The following is a 19,217-nucleotide window of genomic DNA, read 5'->3' as shown; positions in this document are numbered from 1 at the left end:
AGGATAGAAGGAAGAAGGAAGTTCGGCAACGGATTATGTAACGGATGTAACGGATGTAACGGATGTAACGGATGTAACGGATGTAACGGATGTAACGGATGTAACGGATGTAACGGATAGAAGGAAGAAGGAAGTTCGGCAACGGATTATGTAACGGATGTAACGGATGTAACGGATGTAACGGATGTAACGGATAGAAGCAAGAAGGAAGAAGGAAGAAGGAAGAAGAAAGCCCGCTATTAAAAAAGTGGGAGTGAAATAAGTAAGTGTGAGATCGCAACTATTTAAGGATAAAATTAAAGTGTCTCAAGATTTATACTGGCTGCGTCAAACTCCCAACTGGGTGTGGTATGCTTTTATTCCCTACTTCGGCGGATTGGCGATCGCCTATGCAGGCCAAAAGTCAAATATTCGCAGTTGGATGGGATGGGGTATTGCGATTACTTTAGCAGCACTAGCGGTATCTTCTTCAGTTAATTTGGGTACGATCGTTTGGATCGCTCAAATTGTCACTGCTTTTAGTTTGAAAAAGCGCTATCTCATCAAAACCGCACCCAGAGGTTTACTGGTTCCGGCGAGTGCGACGAATGCCGAAGAACTGGCAAACGTGCGCGGCAAAATAGATATTAACGAGTGTACCAAAGACGATATGGTGAGAATCTTGGGTTTGCCGATCGTCTACGCTAACGATATTGAATCTCTGCAAAACGAAGGCTACATTTTTACCCACGCCGAAGAGTTGTCAGAAATAGCCGGAGTTCCCGAAAGTCACGTCAGACGCATCGCCCCGATGATTTGCTTCAGCTACAATTATCAAAAAGAATTTCAGTTTACTTGGAAACGGTTAAATATTCTTTCGCCCGAAGAGTTAATCGCCAGCGGTTTAGATCGATATGTTGCGGAAAAAATAGTTAGAGAAAGGCAGAGAAAAGGCGCTTACAAATCAGTTGTCGAAGTCAAGCGGCGGACGGGATTGCCTTTTGATTCATACCGCCATATTTGTTAATTTGCAGTTGTTAAGTAAGAAAGAGAGCAAAAAAAACAATAATATGCGAGGAGGGCTTTGTAGGGGCGGGTTTTACAAACAAGAATTGCCTAAAACCCATAGTCTCGTAAACCCGCCCCCGCCCAACTAAAAAATATTATGGCGACCAAACTAGAAGTTGACAGACAGAAATTGTATGAGACAGACTACCAGAGATGGATTGAAACCACTGTGGAAAAGTTGCCGGTAGTATGGCAAAAAAGCTCTATCGCCTCCTGGTAATTGACATTAAATGCACCGGCTGGCAAAAATCTCCCCCCGCAGGCGGGCAAGCGCGAAATAATAAAAAAAAGTATTTATCCTCTTGACATTTAGACAAAATAATGATATTTCAATATATTGTGAAACTCCTACTTTTCCCTAGCATCAACTCCAAACCAGGGATAAGTTTTCCAGAAGATGCCTTAAATATCAGTGGTAAGCTATCTGAATTATTATTGAAATGCAAAACGACACAATAGTAGCAGTACCACTAACATCAAATTATGTCTGACTCTCCTCCATCCCAAATCTCCCCAGAATCTGCACCGGAAAGTGCTGCTACCGAAAACCGCAGTTCCAAAACTAGGCAACTGTTGGGCATGAAAGGGGCCGCTAGCGGGGAAACTTCCATCTGGAAGATTCGGTTGCAATTGATGAAACCGATTACCTGGATTCCCCTAATTTGGGGCGTGGTGTGCGGGGCTGCGTCTTCGGGAAACTATGTTTGGAACCTAGAGAATTTCTCGATAGCAGCAGCTTGTATGTTGATGTCAGGGCCGTTGCTGACCGGGTACACTCAAACTTTGAACGATTTTTACGATCGCGACATCGACGCCATTAACGAGCCCTACCGTCCGATTCCCTCCGGGATTATCTCGATTCCCCAAGTAGTAACGCAAATTTTGGTATTGTTAGCCGCTGGCATTGGGGTGGCTTATGCTCTAGACTTGTGGGCGGGTCATGAATTCCCGACAATGACTGTTTTGACTCTCGGCGGCGCGTTTCTAGCTTATATCTACTCTGCGCCACCGCTGAAACTCAAGCAGAATGGCTGGTTGGGAAATTATGCCCTGGGTGCTAGCTACATAGCCCTGCCTTGGTGGGCGGGTCAAGCTTTGTTTGGTACACTAGATCCCACCATTATGATCTTGACCCTGTTTTACAGTTTGGCAGGTCTGGGAATTGCGATCGTCAACGATTTCAAAAGTGTTGAGGGCGATCGGCAATTAGGGTTAAAATCTTTACCAGTGATGTTTGGCATCAGCACTGCAGCTTGGATTTGCGTGTTGACGATCGACATCTTTCAAGCTGGGATTGCAGGCTACCTGATCGGCATCCACCAAAACCTTTACGCTGTCATTCTGCTGCTGCTGATAATTCCCCAAATTACTTTTCAGGATATGTACTTTTTGCGAAATCCCCTGGAAAATGATGTTAAATATCAGGCAAGTGCTCAGCCTTTCCTGGTTTTGGGTATGCTGGTAGCAGCCTTGGCACTAGGTCATGCGAGTTAAGCAGAGTTTTGAGGTTTGAGTTAAAAAATTTTGAATTAAAAAAATCTAATTCAATTCTCAAAAAAATACCAAGCTCTGCAGCTTTAAGAAAAGTTTTGAATTTTGAGTTGTGAATTAAAAACTTTTTAATTCAAAAAATCTAATTCAAGGCAGCGTGTTATTCAAGAAAAAATGTCGAATTAAAAATTAAGAATTGAAGAAGGCTAGCTTTTTTAATTTTTAATTTTTAATCGGACTTGATGAGGTTTGAAGGTCTGATCGTGGCAGAATTTTTCTCAAATATCAAAGATACATTGAGCAAAGTCACTAACGCAATAAGCGGTAATTCCGATCGAGAACCGCCGAAGGCTGCGAAGGGCAATAAGCTCAACTCGCCGGAATCCGAGGCGGAATTTTCTACACGGACAAGGGATGAGCGAGCGGAGTATGTGGTATCAGAAGATGCTGCATCTCTAGAAGAGTCAGAATATTTAGACTCAGAATATTTAGAGTCAGAATATTTAGAGTCAGAATATTTAGAGCCAGAATACGCTCGATATCCAATAGTCAAACGCAATTGGCAAGGGTTGAAGCGCTTAATTGCTTGGTTGGAAATTGAACCTCAAGTTACCAGCTTGCAAACCAAGGGAAAAGAATTGTTGGGGCCGGGATTAAGTTTGCTGGGAACTAAATCACCCCAAAAATCGGATAGTAGCGAATTGCCGGAAAAGAGCGAATCGCAAAACACCCAACTGCAGAGACATACGGAACTACAGGAAAATAGCACACCGCAGGAAAATAGCGCACCGCAGGAAAAAACTAAAAAACGTATCCCCCGCCGCCCTAGATTTTGGATAAGTTTAGGTGTGGCCAGTATAGGCGGGGGCGCTTTAATCTACGGTTTATGGATTTTGTACACCTTAGACAAAGGTTTGCCAGATGTTAACGATTTGTCAGCGTTTAACCGCGACGGAACGCTGACAATTAAGGCAGCAGATAATACGATTTTGTTGCAGTCGGGGCCTGCAACTAGAGATAAACTGAAACTTAAAGAAATTCCCGAACTCTTGGTTCAAGCTTTTATTGCCATAGAAGACCGCCGTTTTTATCAACATCGCGGGGTGGATTATCAAGGTATTGTGCGATCGATTGTTTCTAATTTGATCGCGCGAGATTTAGTGCAGGGCGGCAGTACAATTACGCAACAATTGGCTCGCGTTGTTTTTCTCAATCAGGAAAGAAGTATTAGGCGGAAGGTTCGAGAAGCTCTTTTAGCTCAAAAAATTGAGCGTGAGTTGAGTAAAGAGCAAGTTTTAGAAAGATATTTAAATCTGGTTTATTTGGGTTCAGATGCCTACGGAGTGGCAGATGCAGCGTTGGTTTTCTTTAGCAAAACAGTCGATAAATTAACTTTGGCAGAGATGGCAACTTTGGCGGGTTTGCCCCCGGCACCGAGCGAATATTCGCCTTTAGTTAATCCCGATATTGCTAAGAAACGCCGCAATCTTGTGCTGCAACAAATGCAGGAAGCGAAGGTAATTACAGAGGTTCAGGCGAAGGAGGCGATGGCGGAACCTATCGCGGTTAAACCAAGTCCGCCGAAGCGATTTAAAGTAGTCGCACCTTATTTTGCTAGTTACATTCGGAAGGAATTGCCGCGCTATGTTTCTCAGGATGCTTTGGAAGCGGGCGGTTTGACTGTTGAGACGACGGTGGATTTGAAGTGGCAGAAAATAGCGGAACAGGTGGTTAAAGATGCGATCGAAGTTGACGGCCGCCGTCAGGGTTTTGAACAGGCCGCTTTAGTTTCAATGGACACTAAGACTGGGGAAGTTAAGGCCCTGGTAGGAGGTGGAAGTTTTAAGGAAAGTGAATTTAATCGCGCTACGCAGGCTTTGCGGCAGCCCGGATCGACGTTTAAAGGGTTGGTTTATGCCGCAGCTATGGCTGCTGGTTTTTCTCCCTATGACGGTTACGAAGACGAACCAATTATTATCGACGGCTATCAACCGAATAATTATGGCAAAAAATTTAGCGGTTGGCGATCGATCTCGGATGCTTTGACGCGTTCGGTGAATGTCGTAGCTGTGAAGGTGTTGATGGATGTGGGCTTTGAACCGGCGATCAAAGTAGCCAACGATATGGGAATTAAGTCTAAATTGAGTCCGATTTATTCCCTGGCTTTGGGTTCTTCGGAGGTGAATTTGCTGGAGTTAACCAATGCTTACGGTACTTTAGCCGCGCAAGGGAATTTTATTGAAGCCCACGGAATTAAGCGGGTAATTAATCAGCGGGGAGATGTAATTTATCAGGCTAATTTTAAACCGAAGCGGGTTTTGGATAAGGATAGTGCTGCGATTACTACTTGGATGTTGGAGGGTGTGGTGCAAGACGGTACGGGGGGGCCTGCGGCTTTAAACGATCGCGCTGTAGCAGGCAAAACTGGTACTTCGGAAAATGTCCGGGATTTGTGGTTTATTGGTTACATTCCACAGGTTGTGACTGGAGTTTGGCTGGGAAATGATGATAATTATCCCACCTGGGGAACTAGCGGTACGGCGGCCTACAATTGGCGCGATTTTATGAGTCAAATTGTTAAGGGAATGCCGGTAGAGAAGTTTCCTAAGTTGCCGGAGTTGGAGGGCCGCAAAGGCAGTATTAAGGCTAAACCAGTGGAGCCTAAGAGGATTATTCGGGGGATGATTGTGAATGAGGATGGTGCGATCGTACCTTACAATCCTCATCCTGAACCGAAGTATTACCCACCGCAAGAGCCAGCTTATCAAGAGCCTGCTTATCAAGAACCTGCTTATGAAGAGCCTGCTTATCAAGAACCTGGATATTAAACGGGTTTTACTGAGATGTTGCACCATTCTCAATAAGCTTTTTATGAACAGGCTTTCCGGCCTGTTCCACAAGAAGAAAATTCACTCTTTGTGGAACAGGCCGGAAAGCCTGTTCTTGAGAATGGTGCAAGATGTGAGGTTTTACCAACAATTGCCACCCGTAGGGACGGGTTTCACCAACAATAATCGCCTAAAACCAATAATCTCATAAACCCGCCCCACTCCGGGCGGTAAATCAAAATCTACGAATCTAATCTTGCTTTAGCCTCACCATAAAAAAGCCGTCCATGTGATGTCTGTGCGGCCACACTTTCACCCATCCTTCGGGTGATGGCTGTACGGGTAAATCAATTGTTGGCGGTTCTATTTGCCAGTGAGGATTGCTGTCTAAGAACGATCGAATAACTGTTTCATTTTCCAAGGGATGAATTGTGCAAGTTGCATACACTAATACGCCGCCGGACTTGACAAATGTCGCTGCATTTGCTAGCAATTCCGATTGCAGTTGAGATTGTTGTTGAATGTTTTCCGGGGTGTGGCGCCAGCGGGCGTCGGCGCGGCGGTGGAGGGTTCCGAGGCCGGAACAAGGTGCGTCTAGTAAAACTCTGTCTGCGAGGTTAACAAACTCTGGGAAATGGCGGCTGTCTCCGGTATGAATTTTAATCGATTTCATCTGGAGTCTGTCTGCATTTGCTTTAAGTTTTTTGAGTCTGCTGGCGGTTTTGTCGCAGGCATAAATAGTGCCTGTATCCTGCATTAATTCGGCGCTGTGGGTGGTTTTTCCCCCCGGCGCGGCGCAGGCGTCGATAATAGTTTCCCCTGGCTGGGGCGCTAGTAAATGGGTGACTAATTGAGCGCTGCTGTCTTGGATTGTCCACCAACCTTCGCTGTATCCGGGGAGGTTTTGAATTGCGCCGATGCTGCCATTTAGTCTTAATGCTTGCGGCAAGTTGGGGATTCTGCTAACGCTAATGTTGTGGGATTTGAAGGTCGCTTCGATTTGGGCGATCGAGCTTTTTAAGGGATTGATTCTCAGGTCAATTGTGGGGGATTGATTGAACCATTCACATAGTTGTTCTGTTTCCGTTTCGCCTATTTGTTCGATCCACAATTTTACCAGCCATTCGGGGAAGCTGTGCAGAATTCCTAGTCGTTCGACAGTTGATTTATAATTCGTAACTGTTAATGGGTTTAAGTCGCTATCGGTTAAACGGATGTATTGGCGCAACAAACCGTTGACAAAACTGCTGAGTCCTGAAAAGCCGTTTTCTTTTGCTAGTTGAACGGTGGTGTTGACGGCGGCGGAGGGGGGAATCTGGTTGAGATATTCAAGTTGATATAAGCCTAAATGTAAGATGGTGCGGAGTTCTGGCGGTTGTTGGGAGGATTTCTTTGTGGCTAGTTTGTCGATGATGAAGTCGATCGATCGCATTCTCCTGACGCTACCGTAAACTAATTCTGTCACTAAACGCCGATCGAGGTCGTTGAGTTGAGAATTGCTGAAAGCGCGATCGAGTGCGGCATCTGCGAATGCACCGCGGCGGTGGACTTCGCGGAGTGCGAGAAAAGCTATTTGGCGGGGATTTTGCATGGTTAAGATATGGAGACCTAGAAACCGGGTTTTTTACGATAAGACGCGTTACAGCCCGCAGATTCGGTGAAAAACCCATTTTCCGATCGCCCGTGATTCGAGGACTATTATAATCTCAAATGTCCTCTGGATTTATGCCCATTTCTCGGAGTTTTTCTGAAAGGCGATCGGCTTTTTGCTGTACTAACTCTTTCTCCTGTCGTTCTTGTTCCATTTGTCTTGACAACTCCACATAAGACAAAAACTTTAGTCCGTCAGGACGATAAATTTCCAAGTCTCCCGATGCAGTTTCAAAACGTGCCTGCAAACGCGGACTTACCCAACCCTCCATTGATTCAATATAGTTGAGTTCTCCGTCACTTCGCACCCAACCCATTAACTCATTATCCTTTAAATCGTAGAAATAACATTCTTCAACCCCATAATTATCGTAAAACTTAAAAAGCTTAAATATTGTTCCCATGCGGTTGCCAGGGGAAATGATTTCAAATACAACTTGCGGGGCAATATTATCTTCAACCCACTGTTGGTAGGAACCTCTGTCACCTTTGGGTCTGTCAAAGACTACCATAGTATCAGGTGCTTGGCGAGTTTTGTTATCTCCTTCGACGGGATACCACAGCAAATCACCTGCTACAAATACATTTTCGTTGTCTTTGAATAAGGCATCTATTCCGCCTTGAATTTTTACGATTAATTGGAACTGTTTGGTATTGTCATAACTGGGTTTTCCGTCGCTGTCTGGGTAGATGATTTATGGCAAAGTTTGAGTGGAAATTGTTGCTGTCATGGGGATGACTCCATTGCTAGTAGCATCAATTTATATTTTATACCTATTTTATAGGACTTAGGCATGGGGCCCAGAAACCGGGTTTTTCACGAAAAGACTTCGTTGCCATCGGCAGATTAGGTAAAAAACCCGGTTTCTTTGTCGGAGTGCGTAATTCCTGTTTTACTTATTCTGGTTTTGTTGACACCAATGGTTCTAATAAGTTGCGTTCTTCGATGGGAATTTCTAGCAAAACTCGTCTGTCGCCCTTTGTTTCCTTATAGCGGACAAACGATCGCTATTTTCGATCGAGAATTACCCCCTCGGAGTTATCTCCTAGCAGCTTTTCTTGAAGAAGCTCGGTCTACGAAAGGACAAATATACCTAGAAATTATTGAGAAAATTGAATGTAGCAAAAATATGAGGGATGTAAAAGTAACTGAAGTGACTGGCAATTGTATAGATGTTGAACTTTATACCGACCGTATATTAATTACAGAACTATGGCCCACAGGTGGAGAAGATGCAGAACCAGGAAGCACAGAGATCCTTTTGACAGAAGCAAAAAGGCTACTGCTGGAGTGGCAAGCAATTTTGAATCTGTGGTGTGAACAGCAGGCACAATAAATAATTAATCAGCAGATTAACCGGTTCCCAGTCTCTTCCTGGGAGCCGATATCACTCTTGAAGAGCCTCGCAAGTCTTAGACTCGCCGGAGGCAGAGCCTCCAAATCTGCGTCCCCAGGCAGAGCCTCGGAACAAGAAAAAATCTCAAAAATATGCTTTAAGATTTGTTACAATACACAAAACTTCATGCTTTCCCCAACACTGGATGACCTTTTTCAACGCCTCCGAACCCCTAATCCGCTGCAAACAGGAACATCTCGACGTACAAGACCGCGAAGGCCTGTTGCAACTCCGCTGGCAAATTGGAAATATTACTCTTTTCTCAGGATTTTATACCCGCATCGACCAAACTTTTCTGCTTTGGGGTTTGGTGACAGGGGGGATTTTTTTCACCGCTCAGTTTGTCCCCATCAGTTGGAGCTTTCAGGCGATTTTGTGGTCAACTTTGACTCTAATTGGCACTGCGGGAATGGCTGTTTTGACTTTGTTTTGGGTAAGAGTCGAGCGAGTTAGCTGGATTCTTTACTGTTGGGCGATTTTGATGATAACTGGTTTGGTTCTGACCGATTGCAGTATTTTTGCCGGTTGGGGAGGTTTGTTGCTGCACCTTTGCGATTTGTGGTTGGGGTTGAGCGCGATCGGCTATTTTTGTACGGGACTCGGTTTGCGATCGCGCACTTTTCTCCTGATTGGACTAACTCATTTATTTAGCATACCTCTATTAACATTTGTTGCACCTTGGCAATATCTAACCACAGGAATAATTATGGCCGGCTGTTTGTTGTTATTGTCCGAATTGCAGTGGGATATGCGATCGCCGATCGACAATAGTTTGCTAAGCGCAGAACAGAAAGAATTTAACAAAATTCAACAGCAACTGCGACAGAGTGGCGCGATTGTATCCAAATAAATCACAAATGTAAAGAATTCTGTAGCACTGCTGACACTTTCCACAAATCGTACACAATAGAAAGATACAGCATAAATAAAAAACAAACTTTAACCAGAACAGGTGTTTTGCTGTTTTACCTGTGAATCGCCAACCTTAGGGGAACGGTGTCCGGGAGGCGACGGGCTAACCATGCTGTACTTGCGACCATAAAAGTTAATTCCGGTTGAGAGTAGTTGTTAAAACAAAAAAAGTGGTGCAGGGTTTTTACCGTTTCCCCTGCTTCGCAGTCTCTGAGGAGAGGCTAAACCCTCTACTAGAACAGCCCGACGAGATTGACACAAGTTTTGACAGTTGCTCATGCCGATTTATGAGTTCAGTGTTTAAGAAAATTGAGGAAATGCTCGCTGACGAGCATTGCAGGACTTAGGATTAAATAAGTCCTGCTTTAGTTTGGGAAATTTAAGTTCTGTTTTACTCTGACGTGCGTTTTCGCAATATTTCCCTTACTTCCATTAAAATCTGGCCCAACATATTTTTGCCGCTGCCATCTTTACCGCAACCCCAATAGTAATCAACTGGGGAATTTTCGACTATTTCCTCATCCGCAGTAGCGAGTAAAATTTCTCTAATTTCGGCATGAGTTTCAAATTTTCGGAGTACGGCTTTTCTCATGATATCATCTTTTACTTTTTCCCAATCTTTGCGGAGGGGACGAGAGCGATCGCGCCCCATTTTTGCGGCATCTTTCGGCGTTTTTGCTTGGCGAATTTGGTCGCAATCAGCCGTTGCAGGAAACTTTTGTGCTTGAAAATAATGCTCAGTAGTTGGCCAATATTCTCCGTCTAACTCGAATCCATGACTGGAAAAATTAGAAAAACAGCCGTATTCGCTGGCAGTAGTGTAGAAGTAGATAGCCATAAAGTCTGCGATTTCAATTTCGTTAATAATCTTGGTTTATAGTCACTTTTACCTCTGTGGATTATCCACTATCTTCAACCGCAAATCAACAGTTTCAAGATAGGAACCGATGTAAGACAGCAGGGCATAGATAAATACTATCACCCCTACCATTTCCAAAATTTCCTCAACAGAAGCCAACAAACCGTAGATCAAGTTTCGCTGGCCAACCGCATCTGCATAATAGCCACAAACCATTTCCATGCCAAGTGCTCCACCGACATATATACTGCCTGCCAGTAAAAATAAATCCCTTGTTTTCCGGGGTAGGTGCCGGAGAAACTTGAGATAAGCCAGCGCAGTAACCCCAACAAAAATCGCCCCCGGAATTACCCAAATGAAGTAAAAAATCCCCCCTAAATCCAGTGCTTTTCGCAAGTCGTTAATAATTAATATTTCGTGCACACTCAAGATTTCATCTAAAGAAAAAAATACAAAGATGAACGCCAGCGCTTTCCAGTGTCCAAAATACCGATCGCCCTCCTTGTTCTTAGCACTAGCAATAATACCTAGCAAAATCGCGCAAAACAGCAAAGTAAATGACGAGTACCACGAAGGATAATTTATTTCTTGGTCTAAGTTAAACAAACTAATCCAGCGTTCTTTATAGTTAAAACCGTAGCGCAGAACTTGTACGATGCAACCAGCAACAGCAAAGAAGAGCACCCAAATGCTGAGAGAGAAAGCAACTCTCTTCGGCGAAACAGAAATAATGAATTTCATCAAATTTTTGATAAACTAGAACAAGCAAAATCAAACTATAAAGTAAAAAGTTAAAAATGGCAATAGCGGCGCAATCCGTCCCCTCGGATTTTTATCTACAAAAAATTACCAATCACTGACAATGCACGTTCAAATTGAAACTTTCACTGTCCGCAAGCGGTTTGCCCTTACCATCAGCCGCGGTACAACAGCCCAAAGTACGAATTTATGGGTAAAATTAGCACACGAAGGCATCGAAGGTTGGGGAGAAGCATCGCCTTTTTCCACAGGTTCTCGGCCCCAAACTACCGAAATTCTGCTAGCCGCATTGCAGGAAGTTGCACCGCTGCTAGAAAACTTTACTCCGTTCGATCGCCAAAAAATCGAACAAGTATTAACAGAAGCCAACTTACCGTCAGCCGCCCGCGCCGGCATAGACATGGCAATGCACGACTGGCTGGGCAAAAAAGCAGGCTTGCCGCTGTGGAAAATGTGGGGATTAGATCGATCGCGCATCGTCCCCACCTCCGTCACAATCGGCATTAATTCGCCGTCGGGTGCGAGAGAAAGAGTGCGCGATTGGTTTGGTAAAGATGCGACAGATCCAGCAAGCATCAAATACCGCGCCGTTAAGGTTAAATTAGGAAATCCCGAAGGAATCGAAGCCGACAAAGCTATGTTAATAGCAGTGCTAGACGAAGCACCACCTAACATTAAAATCAGTGTAGATGCTAACGGCGGTTGGAGTTTGAGCAGTGCGATCGAAATGTGTCGCTGGCTGGAAAAATACAATATAAATTATGTCGAACAGCCGCTTTCACCCCTCGCAGATATGAATGAATTCTCAGAACTGTACCGTCAATCGCCGCTGCCAATTTTTGCTGATGAAAGTTGCTTTAATAGTTCCGATATACCCAAGTTAGCGCACTGCGTCCACGGCATCAATATCAAAATGATGAAGTCAGGCGGATTGACTGAAGCAATGCGGATGATTCACGCAGCAAAAGCCTGCAATTTGCAAGTAATGTTCGGCTGCTATTCAGATAGCGCGATCGCAAATACAGCAGCAGCACAACTTTCACCGCTAGCTGACTATTTGGATTTGGACAGTCACTTAAATTTATTAGACGATCCTTTCACAGGTGCGATCGTCGAAAATGGGTGTTTGCTGCCAAACGGGCGATCGGGATTGGGAGTGCAGCGAATTGAGATTGTAGAATAGAAGTATCGCTCAAAATAAATCTGGAGATAGTATGATACCAGTAGAATCAATAGGACAGGGAATTGATAGAGAAGCCAAACTTTTTTTTGAAGAACATAAACCGCCGACTGATTTAATTTTTGATGATGGTGCAGAAATGGAAAGCAACCGCCACCGTATAGCAATGACCGTTTTAATCCGTTCCGTAGAACAAGGTTTAGCTAACCGGAACGATTTTTTTGTCGGTGGGAATATGTTTATTTATTACAGCGTTAAACAGGTTCGGAATCAGGATTTTCGAGGCCCGGATTTTTTCGCTGTGTTGGGTGTAGACAGCAATACTTCCCGACAAGGCTGGGTAGTTTGGGAAGAAAACGGACGTTACCCGGATGTAATTGTGGAACTGCTGTCGCCGTCAACGGCAAATCAGGATACAGGCAAAAAAAAGGATATTTACGAGCAGGTTTTTAGAACTCCTGATTACTTTGTTTTCGATCCTTTCGATCCGAATTCTTTGCAAGGATGGCGTTTAGATGCCAACCTGCGCTATCAGCCGTTAGTGCCCAACGAGCGGGGTTGGCTGTGGTGCGAAACGTTAGGTTTTTGGTTGGGTACTTGGGAAGGAATTGTCGATCGAGAAACAGCAACTTGGGTGCGTTTTTTCGATGAATCTGGCAATTTAGTTTTGTTGCCGGAGGAAGCAGCTCAACAGCAAGCCGAACAGGAACGCCAGCGAGCCTCGCGACTAGAGGCCAGATTGCGAGAATTGGGAGAAGATCCGAACGATCTTACCCTGAACCAAAATCACAGCTAACACCCAATCGATTTTAGATTTTAGATTTTAGATTTTAGATTGAACCTAAAATCTAAAATCACCGTCTCAAAAGTGAATCAATGACTAAAAACTATCCGATCAAAAATGGCAAAGTTGCTATCCTGCTGCACGAGGGAATTATCGGCAATTCCGGCAAAACAGGTTTAGCATTTTTGCGCTACAGCGAAGCACCAATTGTAGCAGTAATAGACCGCCAATGTGCCGGACAATCTTTATCTGAATTAACTCGCCTTCCTCAACAAGTACCGATAGTTGCTTCCGTTGCAGAAGCACTGGAATTTGCGCCGGATATTCTGCTAATTGGTATCGCTCCTTCCGGCGGTGTTTTGCCTGCAGAATGGCTGCCAGAAATTAATCAAGCGGTAGCAGCAGGTTTGTCTGTTGTCAACGGTTTGCACGCGAAAGTTGCACCTTTGATAACAGTTCCTTTAACCGAAAATCAATGGATTTGGGACGTGCGTCAGGAACCGAAATCTGTCGGTGCGATCGCATCTGCCGCCGCCGCTAAATTAAGTTGTCGCCGCGTATTAACTGTCGGCACAGATATGAGTGTTGGCAAAATGTCAACCAGTCTGGAACTCAATCGCACTTGCTTGCGGCGGGGTTTGCGTTCCAAATTTTTGGCAACGGGACAAACTGGTTTAATGATCGGAAATGAAGGCCTTCCTTTGGATGCAGTGCGAGTTGATTTCGCCGCGGGTGCTGTCGAACAAATGGCGATCGAATTGGGTTCGGAATGCGATATTCTGCACGTAGAAGGGCAAGGTTCGCTATTGCATCCGGGTTCGACGGCGACTCTGCCGCTGTTGCGGGGTTCGCAGCCAACTCACTTAATTTTAGCGCACCGAGCCGGACAAACTAGCATTCGCAATCACCCGCACGTATCGATTCCCAAATTATCAAAAGTGGTTGAATTGTACGAAATGGTGGCCGCTGCTGCGGGTGCTTTTGCAGGGGGAAAAGTGAGCGCGATCGCCCTCAACACTCATCACTTAAATGAGGCAGATGCGCTGTTAGCAATAGCTGAAGTTGAAGCAGAAACAGGGTTGCCTTGTACCGATCCGGTAAGGTTTGGCGCGGAGGTTTTGTGGGAGGCGATCGACAGTTGATACGCTACAATTAACACCAACCAGCAAATCATTACATAAAACTATGACACAAACCTTTCAAGCAAAAACACTGACACTGCGCGATGTCAAAACAAAATTTAAGTGCCAACTTGCAGAAGAGGAGCAATTCTTCCGGGAGTGGATTGACGATTTACCAGAAATTACTGATGAAGAAAAGCGATATTTAGACAAAGTAAAGGCTGGCTATGCTAACAGTGCCGACTACCCCATGATAGAAGATACCGTAAAAATGGTGGTACTGGCTCCCTTGCTATTTTTAGCAGATTTATACTTGAATCCCTTTCATATAGAGGCCGAAAAATCCGTGGAACTTGTCACAGTGGATGAAGGTATACTTGTCCGGGGAAGTATTGATATTCTGCTTTTAATTGAATCTTTTTGGATTGTTGCGATCGAAGGGAAGCGATCGCAATACTCCCTTGAAGCTGGACTTCCCCAGTTACTTTGTTATATGTTGAGCAACCCAAATCCAGACAGACCAACTTTTGGGCTTCTGACAAATGGCAGCAACTTCAGATTTATCAAATTGATTAAACAAGACACTTCGCAGTACGCTTTATCTTATGAGTTCGTAATCGATCGCGCTAATGACTTTTACGAAGTATTTCGCATTTTGAAGCGATTATCTGGTATAATTTCTAGTTACAGCACTTCTACTTAAATATATAATAAGGATGTTGAAAGCCAAAGCCAAACGAGAAAGCCAACTGAAATCATAATGAATGAAAGTTTTTTTTCGTTGCCGTCTGGATGCGCCATTCGCCCAGCCTCAGCTCAAGATACGAGGTCAATTAAAAAGTTAGTGTGGAGCGCCAAACTCGATCCAACTCAGTTGCGCTGGGAGCAATTCTGGGTCATCGAATGCGGTGGGAAATTGGCAGCTTGCGGACAGTTGCGGAAATTTGCGGGCGCGCAAGAATTGGGCAGTTTGGTGGTGGCGAAAGATTGGCGCGATCGAGGTTTGGGAAGCTACCTCACAAAATATTTAATTCAACAAGCCACAGAACCGCTATATTTAGAATGTTTGGGAAAGCGACTCGCATCATTTTATACTCGCTTTGGATTCACAGAAGTTTCCGTACAAGAATTGCCGCAGTCGCTTAAATTCAAGTTCGGTTTGTCTCAAGTAGCTAAAACTTTATTCAAAATTCCTGTAACAATTATGCAGTATCAAGCAGGTTCTCTATAATTATGACTTTTATGAATTTAAGATTCTGAATTTATGAATTGATTTTAAGTTCGACCTGTTCCATAATTGCGATCGCAGGGTGCGATCGATATCTGCGTGAATCAGCGTCAATCCCTTGTCATCTGCGGTTAACAAATTTTCTTTTTTTAACCGCAGATGAGGGCAGATAAACACAGATTAACGCAGATGAATCCAATCGAGTCCGGTTGCACGATCGGTGATTTTTGACTGTTGACTGGATTTTACGCCCGACGATGCTGCCGGATTTGATATCAGTCTCGATCGCCTATTTTTTATGCCTAAATAGGTAGGTACAAATCAACATCGCATGGGGAGGGCGGGTTAGTGTCCAACTTTACTTGCTTGTATCACAGATCCGATTACGGGCTCCTAATGGCGCACAGGGTGTCAGAAACCTGGTTTTTAGCGGTTTGCTGCGTAAGTCACGGACTAGATATTTATGGATATTCCGGATTGGCAGATCGAGACTGCGTAAGTTCATAATTCACCGTTTGCGGTAGTCCAGTTAGCTAAATTGGCACAGCCCACCGCCTGATGTTTAGGCAAAAACCTTTAGAAAATCGTTGTTTGCGGGTTTAGGAGTGTCATGTGCCAGTACCAGACTCGGAAAGTGGACTGGCGATCGCCCCAAAGATATTCGACTCCTGGCAAATTAGTAAGTGTAAAGCAAGTGAGTCACAACCCAATCAAAAAACTCAACCCCAAAGTTCAACCCAAAAATAAAACATCTTCACAGCAGTAGTAATGCGGAATCAGCCAATCTCTAATGTAGCTAACCACATCTACCCTTAAGGTAAATCCCACCAACTGCTCAACACTAAATCCTTTATTCACTACCTCGGAATTACTGGATTTAGACTCCCTGCAACCGCTTCTCAAATCCCCTCAAAATTTCAAAAATTCTTTGCCTTTTATCCCGATCAAACCACTGAAGGCAAGAACAATGAAATATCAAGGCAATCAATCAATCTTAACTGAGGAAATGCAGCCTCTCAAATAGCATAAACCGAGAATTACACATCCCCATATATTTTAACACCACAGGAGTAAATATCATGTTCAACGTAGTGAAAGCTTTTGGCTCGATTTTCTCTACCCAAGGATACAGCACAGCTAACAATATGCTCATCAAAAATTACATCAACACCAATTTTAACTACTTCAACGAAGAAGCTGTCGTCGATGAATCGATTTACCCGAATCAAACAGGTCGCGTCCGCTTTCAAGGTAGCTGGTGGCCCGCACGGTGCGATCGCCAAATCACCCTCACACCCGGAGACACGGTTTATGTCATCGGCGTTGACAACATCACTCTGTTAGTTTCCCTCGCTCCTGCAGACTAAATCAGAGCATGAACAACCAGGAAATGCAACCTTTAAAATAGCATCAATAGCCGATTAAACTTCCATATATTTTAACACAAAAGGAGTCAACAAAATGTTTAACGTAGTAAAAGCTTTCGGTTCTATTTTTTCTCCTCACACCTACAGCACAGAAAACAATCTCTTAATGGATAACTACATCAACACCAATTTTAACTACTTCAACGAAGAAGCTGTCGTCGATGAATCGATTTACCCGAATCAAACTGGTCGCGTCCGCTTCCAAGGTAGCTGGTGGCCCGCACGGTGCGATGGTCAAATCACCCTCACACCTGGAGACACGGTTTATGTCATCGGCGTTGACAACATCACTCTGTTAGTTTCCCTGGCTCCTGCAGACTAAATCATAACTCGATCCAAACTGCCTAACTTTTCACACCCATATCTGATTTCGGCAGGGTTTATGCAAATAAACCCTGCCTTTAGTATGCTTAAATAAGTTGAGACACTCGCTAACCATATTTAAACCAGTGAACTTTCAATCAGTTATTGCCACCTTAAACAAATTCTGGAGCGATCGAGGATGCCTGATCGCCCAATCCTACGACACTGAAAAAGGTGCAGGAACCATGAATCCCCACACCTTTCTCAGAGCAATTGGCCCCGAACCTTGGTCAGTCGCCTACATCGAACCCTGTCGCCGCCCTACCGACGGACGCTACGGCGAAAATCCCAACCGCTTCCAACATTACTATCAATATCAAGTTTTAATTAAACCCTCTCCTCCCAACATCCAAGACATCTATTTAGACTCCCTCAGAGCATTAGGAATTAGCCCAGAAGACCACGACATTCGTTTCGTAGAAGACAACTGGGAATCTCCTACCCTCGGAGCTTGGGGCGTCGGCTGGGAAGTCTGGCTCGACGGTATGGAAATCACCCAATTTACCTACTTTCAACAGTGCGGTAGCATTGACTGTCGCCCGGTATCTATTGAAATTACCTACGGACTCGAACGCCTCGCAATGTATCTCCAAGAAGTCGATGCGATGACGAAAATTCAGTGGAAAGATGGCATTACTTACGGCGACGTTCACCTGCAAGGAGAAATAGAACAGTGTACTTATAACTTTGAAGCTTCTAATCCAGAATTGCTGTTTACTCTATTTGGATTGTACGAGCAAGAAGCCGAACAATTGACAAAAAAAGGATTGGTTTTGCCGAGTCTTGATTATGTGTTAAAATGTTCTCACACTTTTAATTTACTCGATGCTAGAGGCGTGATTTCGGTAACGGAAAGAACTCGGTATATCACCAAAATTCGCAATTTGGCGCGGCGAGTTGCTCAGCTTTATTTGGAACAGCGCGAAAAGCTGGGTTTTCCTTTAGAAAAAGCTGTAAAAGTTTGAGTTTGAGTTGGATTGTGGGGAGTAGGGGGTTGGGCATCTTGCCTGCTTCCAGAACGGGCAAGATGCCCGTTCCACAAAGAGTGAGTTGGATTGGGGAGTGGGGATATTGCCTGCTTTAAGAACGGGCAAGATGCCCGTTCCACAAAGAGTGAGTTGGATTGTGGAGTGGGGATATTGCCTGCTTTAAGAACGGGCAAGATGCCCGTTCCACGAAGGTCATATTTTTAATTAATTAAATGCCTAATTGTTCAGACAATAATACAGAAATAAATCCTCAACTGCGAATTGATAATGTTAGTTTGAAAACACCGATCGCCTCCAGTTATTTGTTGGAAAATATATCGTTTCAGGTACACAAGGGAGCTCGCGTGGCAATTGTTGGCCCTTCAGGTGCCGGCAAAACAACGCTGTTGCGACTGCTAAATCGCCTCAGCAGTCCCACCAGCGGCTCGATTTATCTGGAAAATACAGAATATCGACAAATACCTGCGATCGAACTCCGCAAACAAATCACCCTCATCCTCCAAGAATCCAAGCTTTTGGGAATGTCGGTGCGAGAAGCATTGGCTTATCCTTTGAAGCTGCGGGGCGTGACTGCATCAAACATTGCTGAGAGAATTAGCGGGGCGATCGAACTACTGCACATACCCCAAGAATGGCTCAATCGCAGCGAATTCCAGCTTTCCACAGGCCAAAAACAGCTTGTGGCGATCGCCCGCGGCATCATCCTACAACCAAAAATCTTGCTTTTAGATGAGCCAACATCCGCCCTAGACGCAGGAAAAGCCGCCCACCTTTTGCAAGTATTGACACAGCTAACAAACGGCAAAACCACTATTGTAATGGTAAACCATCAATTAGAATTAGCCGAGCAATTTAGCACGCGAATTCTCCATTTGCAGCGCGGAAAGCTCATCGAAGATTTGCCCTCTCATCAAATAAATTGGGTGCAACTGCGGGAAAATTTAATTCAAGCTGAAGCTGAAGCCCAACAAGAATGGTGAACTCTGGTTGCGTAATTAATTTGGATGTTTTAACCGCAGAGGGCGCAGAGGGCGCAGAGAAAGAGAAGATAAGAGGGAATGAGAGAAGTTTACAAGTTGTTGAGGATTGCTAGAGATACAGTCAGCTAAGCTGCTACGCAGCTAAACCGGATAAAATAGCATTGCCTTTATTTTTGATTTTTCGATCCCATTTAATAACCAG

19 protein-coding genes are annotated in these 19,217 nt (G+C 44.4%); 15 read left to right on the top strand and 4 right to left on the bottom strand.

Going from position 1 to position 19,217, the window contains the following annotated elements; genetic code table 11:
- Positions 1 to 301 precede the first annotated feature (301 nt).
- From QUA50_RS13020 to QUA50_RS13005, 4 genes are all read left to right on the top strand, one after another.
- The gene (locus QUA50_RS13020; RefSeq protein ID WP_333298720.1) at positions 302 to 1,006 is read left to right on the top strand and encodes a helix-hairpin-helix domain-containing protein; all 705 of its coding nucleotides are present in this window, start codon (positions 302 to 304) and stop codon (positions 1,004 to 1,006) included.
- A 138-nt stretch (positions 1,007 to 1,144) separates the two neighbouring features.
- Positions 1,145 to 1,267 carry a hypothetical protein gene (locus QUA50_RS13015; RefSeq protein WP_333264684.1) on the top strand — a complete coding sequence of 41 codons (123 nt, stop codon included), beginning with the start codon at positions 1,145 to 1,147 and terminating at the stop codon, positions 1,265 to 1,267.
- A gap of 263 nt (positions 1,268 to 1,530) precedes the next feature.
- Positions 1,531 to 2,541: a chlorophyll synthase ChlG gene (gene chlG / locus QUA50_RS13010; protein ID WP_333264685.1), complete on the top strand. Its 1,011-nt coding sequence runs from the start codon at positions 1,531 to 1,533 to the stop codon at positions 2,539 to 2,541.
- Positions 2,542 to 2,780: 239 nt separating this feature from the next.
- Positions 2,781 to 5,366: a penicillin-binding protein 1A gene (locus QUA50_RS13005; protein WP_333264686.1), complete on the top strand. Its 2,586-nt coding sequence runs from the start codon at positions 2,781 to 2,783 to the stop codon at positions 5,364 to 5,366.
- A gap of 250 nt (positions 5,367 to 5,616) precedes the next feature.
- On the opposite strand, the gene QUA50_RS13000 is transcribed toward QUA50_RS13005, so the two are convergent.
- Both QUA50_RS13000 and QUA50_RS12995 read right to left on the bottom strand, forming a co-directional pair.
- The gene (locus QUA50_RS13000) at positions 5,617 to 6,957 is read right to left on the bottom strand and encodes a 16S rRNA (cytosine(967)-C(5))-methyltransferase (RefSeq protein WP_333264687.1); all 1,341 of its coding nucleotides are present in this window, start codon (positions 6,955 to 6,957) and stop codon (positions 5,617 to 5,619) included.
- A 115-nt stretch (positions 6,958 to 7,072) separates the two neighbouring features.
- Positions 7,073 to 7,711 carry a Uma2 family endonuclease gene (locus tag QUA50_RS12995; RefSeq protein ID WP_333264700.1) on the bottom strand — a complete coding sequence of 213 codons (639 nt, stop codon included), beginning with the start codon at positions 7,709 to 7,711 and terminating at the stop codon, positions 7,073 to 7,075.
- A gap of 225 nt (positions 7,712 to 7,936) precedes the next feature.
- Between QUA50_RS12995 and QUA50_RS12990 the strand changes: the two genes are divergently transcribed.
- Both QUA50_RS12990 and QUA50_RS12985 read left to right on the top strand, forming a co-directional pair.
- The gene (locus QUA50_RS12990) at positions 7,937 to 8,353 is read left to right on the top strand and encodes a hypothetical protein (protein WP_333264688.1); all 417 of its coding nucleotides are present in this window, start codon (positions 7,937 to 7,939) and stop codon (positions 8,351 to 8,353) included.
- A gap of 205 nt (positions 8,354 to 8,558) precedes the next feature.
- A complete protein-coding gene (locus QUA50_RS12985) occupies positions 8,559 to 9,263 on the top strand; it encodes a hypothetical protein (protein WP_333264689.1) in 705 nt (234 codons plus the stop codon).
- 453 nt (positions 9,264 to 9,716) lie between these two features.
- On the opposite strand, the gene QUA50_RS12980 is transcribed toward QUA50_RS12985, so the two are convergent.
- Together QUA50_RS12980 and QUA50_RS12975 are read right to left on the bottom strand one after the other, a co-directional pair.
- The gene (locus QUA50_RS12980; protein WP_333264690.1) at positions 9,717 to 10,163 is read right to left on the bottom strand and encodes an NADAR family protein; all 447 of its coding nucleotides are present in this window, start codon (positions 10,161 to 10,163) and stop codon (positions 9,717 to 9,719) included.
- A gap of 48 nt (positions 10,164 to 10,211) precedes the next feature.
- Positions 10,212 to 10,925, bottom strand: a complete 714-nt coding sequence (locus tag QUA50_RS12975; protein ID WP_333264691.1) for a hypothetical protein — start codon at positions 10,923 to 10,925, stop codon at positions 10,212 to 10,214.
- Between the two features lie 121 nt (positions 10,926 to 11,046).
- On the opposite strand from QUA50_RS12975, the gene QUA50_RS12970 reads away from it, so the two are divergent.
- The 9 genes from QUA50_RS12970 to QUA50_RS12930 all read left to right on the top strand — a co-directional run bounded on the left by QUA50_RS12970 (position 11,047) and on the right by QUA50_RS12930 (position 19,015).
- Positions 11,047 to 12,126: a dipeptide epimerase gene (locus tag QUA50_RS12970; RefSeq protein ID WP_333264692.1), complete on the top strand. Its 1,080-nt coding sequence runs from the start codon at positions 11,047 to 11,049 to the stop codon at positions 12,124 to 12,126.
- 31 nt (positions 12,127 to 12,157) lie between these two features.
- Complete coding sequence (locus QUA50_RS12965) at positions 12,158 to 12,919, top strand: Uma2 family endonuclease (RefSeq protein ID WP_333264693.1); 762 nt, start codon at positions 12,158 to 12,160, stop codon at positions 12,917 to 12,919.
- A gap of 80 nt (positions 12,920 to 12,999) precedes the next feature.
- Entirely contained in the window at positions 13,000 to 14,049 is a 1,050-nt protein-coding gene (locus QUA50_RS12960) for a DUF1611 domain-containing protein (protein WP_333264694.1), read from the top strand.
- A gap of 43 nt (positions 14,050 to 14,092) precedes the next feature.
- The gene (locus QUA50_RS12955; RefSeq protein ID WP_333264695.1) at positions 14,093 to 14,731 is read left to right on the top strand and encodes a type I restriction endonuclease; all 639 of its coding nucleotides are present in this window, start codon (positions 14,093 to 14,095) and stop codon (positions 14,729 to 14,731) included.
- 57 nt (positions 14,732 to 14,788) lie between these two features.
- On the top strand, positions 14,789 to 15,259 hold the full coding sequence (locus QUA50_RS12950; protein WP_333264696.1) for a GNAT family N-acetyltransferase: 471 nt from the start codon (positions 14,789 to 14,791) through the stop codon (positions 15,257 to 15,259).
- A 1,076-nt stretch (positions 15,260 to 16,335) separates the two neighbouring features.
- Positions 16,336 to 16,623 (top strand): NfeD family protein, encoded by a 288-nt coding sequence (locus QUA50_RS12945; protein WP_172191372.1) that lies wholly within the window; start codon positions 16,336 to 16,338, stop codon positions 16,621 to 16,623.
- A 94-nt stretch (positions 16,624 to 16,717) separates the two neighbouring features.
- Positions 16,718 to 17,005 (top strand): NfeD family protein, encoded by a 288-nt coding sequence (locus QUA50_RS12940; protein WP_333264697.1) that lies wholly within the window; start codon positions 16,718 to 16,720, stop codon positions 17,003 to 17,005.
- Between the two features lie 127 nt (positions 17,006 to 17,132).
- Complete coding sequence (gene glyQ, locus QUA50_RS12935) at positions 17,133 to 18,011, top strand: glycine--tRNA ligase subunit alpha (RefSeq protein ID WP_190660228.1); 879 nt, start codon at positions 17,133 to 17,135, stop codon at positions 18,009 to 18,011.
- Positions 18,012 to 18,247: 236 nt separating this feature from the next.
- On the top strand, positions 18,248 to 19,015 hold the full coding sequence (locus QUA50_RS12930) for an ATP-binding cassette domain-containing protein (protein WP_333264698.1): 768 nt from the start codon (positions 18,248 to 18,250) through the stop codon (positions 19,013 to 19,015).
- Positions 19,016 to 19,217: the final 202 nt, after the last annotated feature.

The organism is Microcoleus sp. M2_D5 (assembly GCF_036701935.1).
In the GTDB taxonomy this organism is placed as follows: Bacteria; Cyanobacteriota; Cyanobacteriia; order Cyanobacteriales; family Microcoleaceae; genus Microcoleus.
This window is presented reverse-complemented; position numbering and strand designations above follow the sequence as displayed.

What these genes read in the sequence shown, in the direction of transcription:
- QUA50_RS13015 (WP_333264684.1), top strand. Translation starts at nt 1,145, where the DNA reads ATGGCGACCAAACTAGAAGTTGACAGACAGAAATTGTATGAGACAGAC.
- chlG (WP_333264685.1), top strand. Translation starts at nt 1,531, where the DNA reads ATGTCTGACTCTCCTCCATCCCAAATCTCCCCAGAATCTGCACCGGAA.
- QUA50_RS13005 (WP_333264686.1), top strand. Translation starts at nt 2,781, where the DNA reads ATGAGGTTTGAAGGTCTGATCGTGGCAGAATTTTTCTCAAATATCAAA.
- QUA50_RS13000 (WP_333264687.1), bottom strand. Translation starts at nt 6,957, where the DNA reads ATGCAAAATCCCCGCCAAATAGCTTTTCTCGCACTCCGCGAAGTCCAC.
- QUA50_RS12990 (WP_333264688.1), top strand. Translation starts at nt 7,937, where the DNA reads ATGGTTCTAATAAGTTGCGTTCTTCGATGGGAATTTCTAGCAAAACTC.
- QUA50_RS12985 (WP_333264689.1), top strand. Translation starts at nt 8,559, where the DNA reads ATGACCTTTTTCAACGCCTCCGAACCCCTAATCCGCTGCAAACAGGAA.
- QUA50_RS12980 (WP_333264690.1), bottom strand. Translation starts at nt 10,163, where the DNA reads ATGGCTATCTACTTCTACACTACTGCCAGCGAATACGGCTGTTTTTCT.
- QUA50_RS12975 (WP_333264691.1), bottom strand. Translation starts at nt 10,925, where the DNA reads ATGAAATTCATTATTTCTGTTTCGCCGAAGAGAGTTGCTTTCTCTCTC.
- QUA50_RS12970 (WP_333264692.1), top strand. Translation starts at nt 11,047, where the DNA reads ATGCACGTTCAAATTGAAACTTTCACTGTCCGCAAGCGGTTTGCCCTT.
- QUA50_RS12965 (WP_333264693.1), top strand. Translation starts at nt 12,158, where the DNA reads ATGATACCAGTAGAATCAATAGGACAGGGAATTGATAGAGAAGCCAAA.
- QUA50_RS12960 (WP_333264694.1), top strand. Translation starts at nt 13,000, where the DNA reads ATGACTAAAAACTATCCGATCAAAAATGGCAAAGTTGCTATCCTGCTG.
- QUA50_RS12955 (WP_333264695.1), top strand. Translation starts at nt 14,093, where the DNA reads ATGACACAAACCTTTCAAGCAAAAACACTGACACTGCGCGATGTCAAA.
- QUA50_RS12950 (WP_333264696.1), top strand. Translation starts at nt 14,789, where the DNA reads ATGAATGAAAGTTTTTTTTCGTTGCCGTCTGGATGCGCCATTCGCCCA.
- QUA50_RS12945 (WP_172191372.1), top strand. Translation starts at nt 16,336, where the DNA reads ATGTTCAACGTAGTGAAAGCTTTTGGCTCGATTTTCTCTACCCAAGGA.
- QUA50_RS12940 (WP_333264697.1), top strand. Translation starts at nt 16,718, where the DNA reads ATGTTTAACGTAGTAAAAGCTTTCGGTTCTATTTTTTCTCCTCACACC.
- QUA50_RS12930 (WP_333264698.1), top strand. Translation starts at nt 18,248, where the DNA reads ATGCCTAATTGTTCAGACAATAATACAGAAATAAATCCTCAACTGCGA.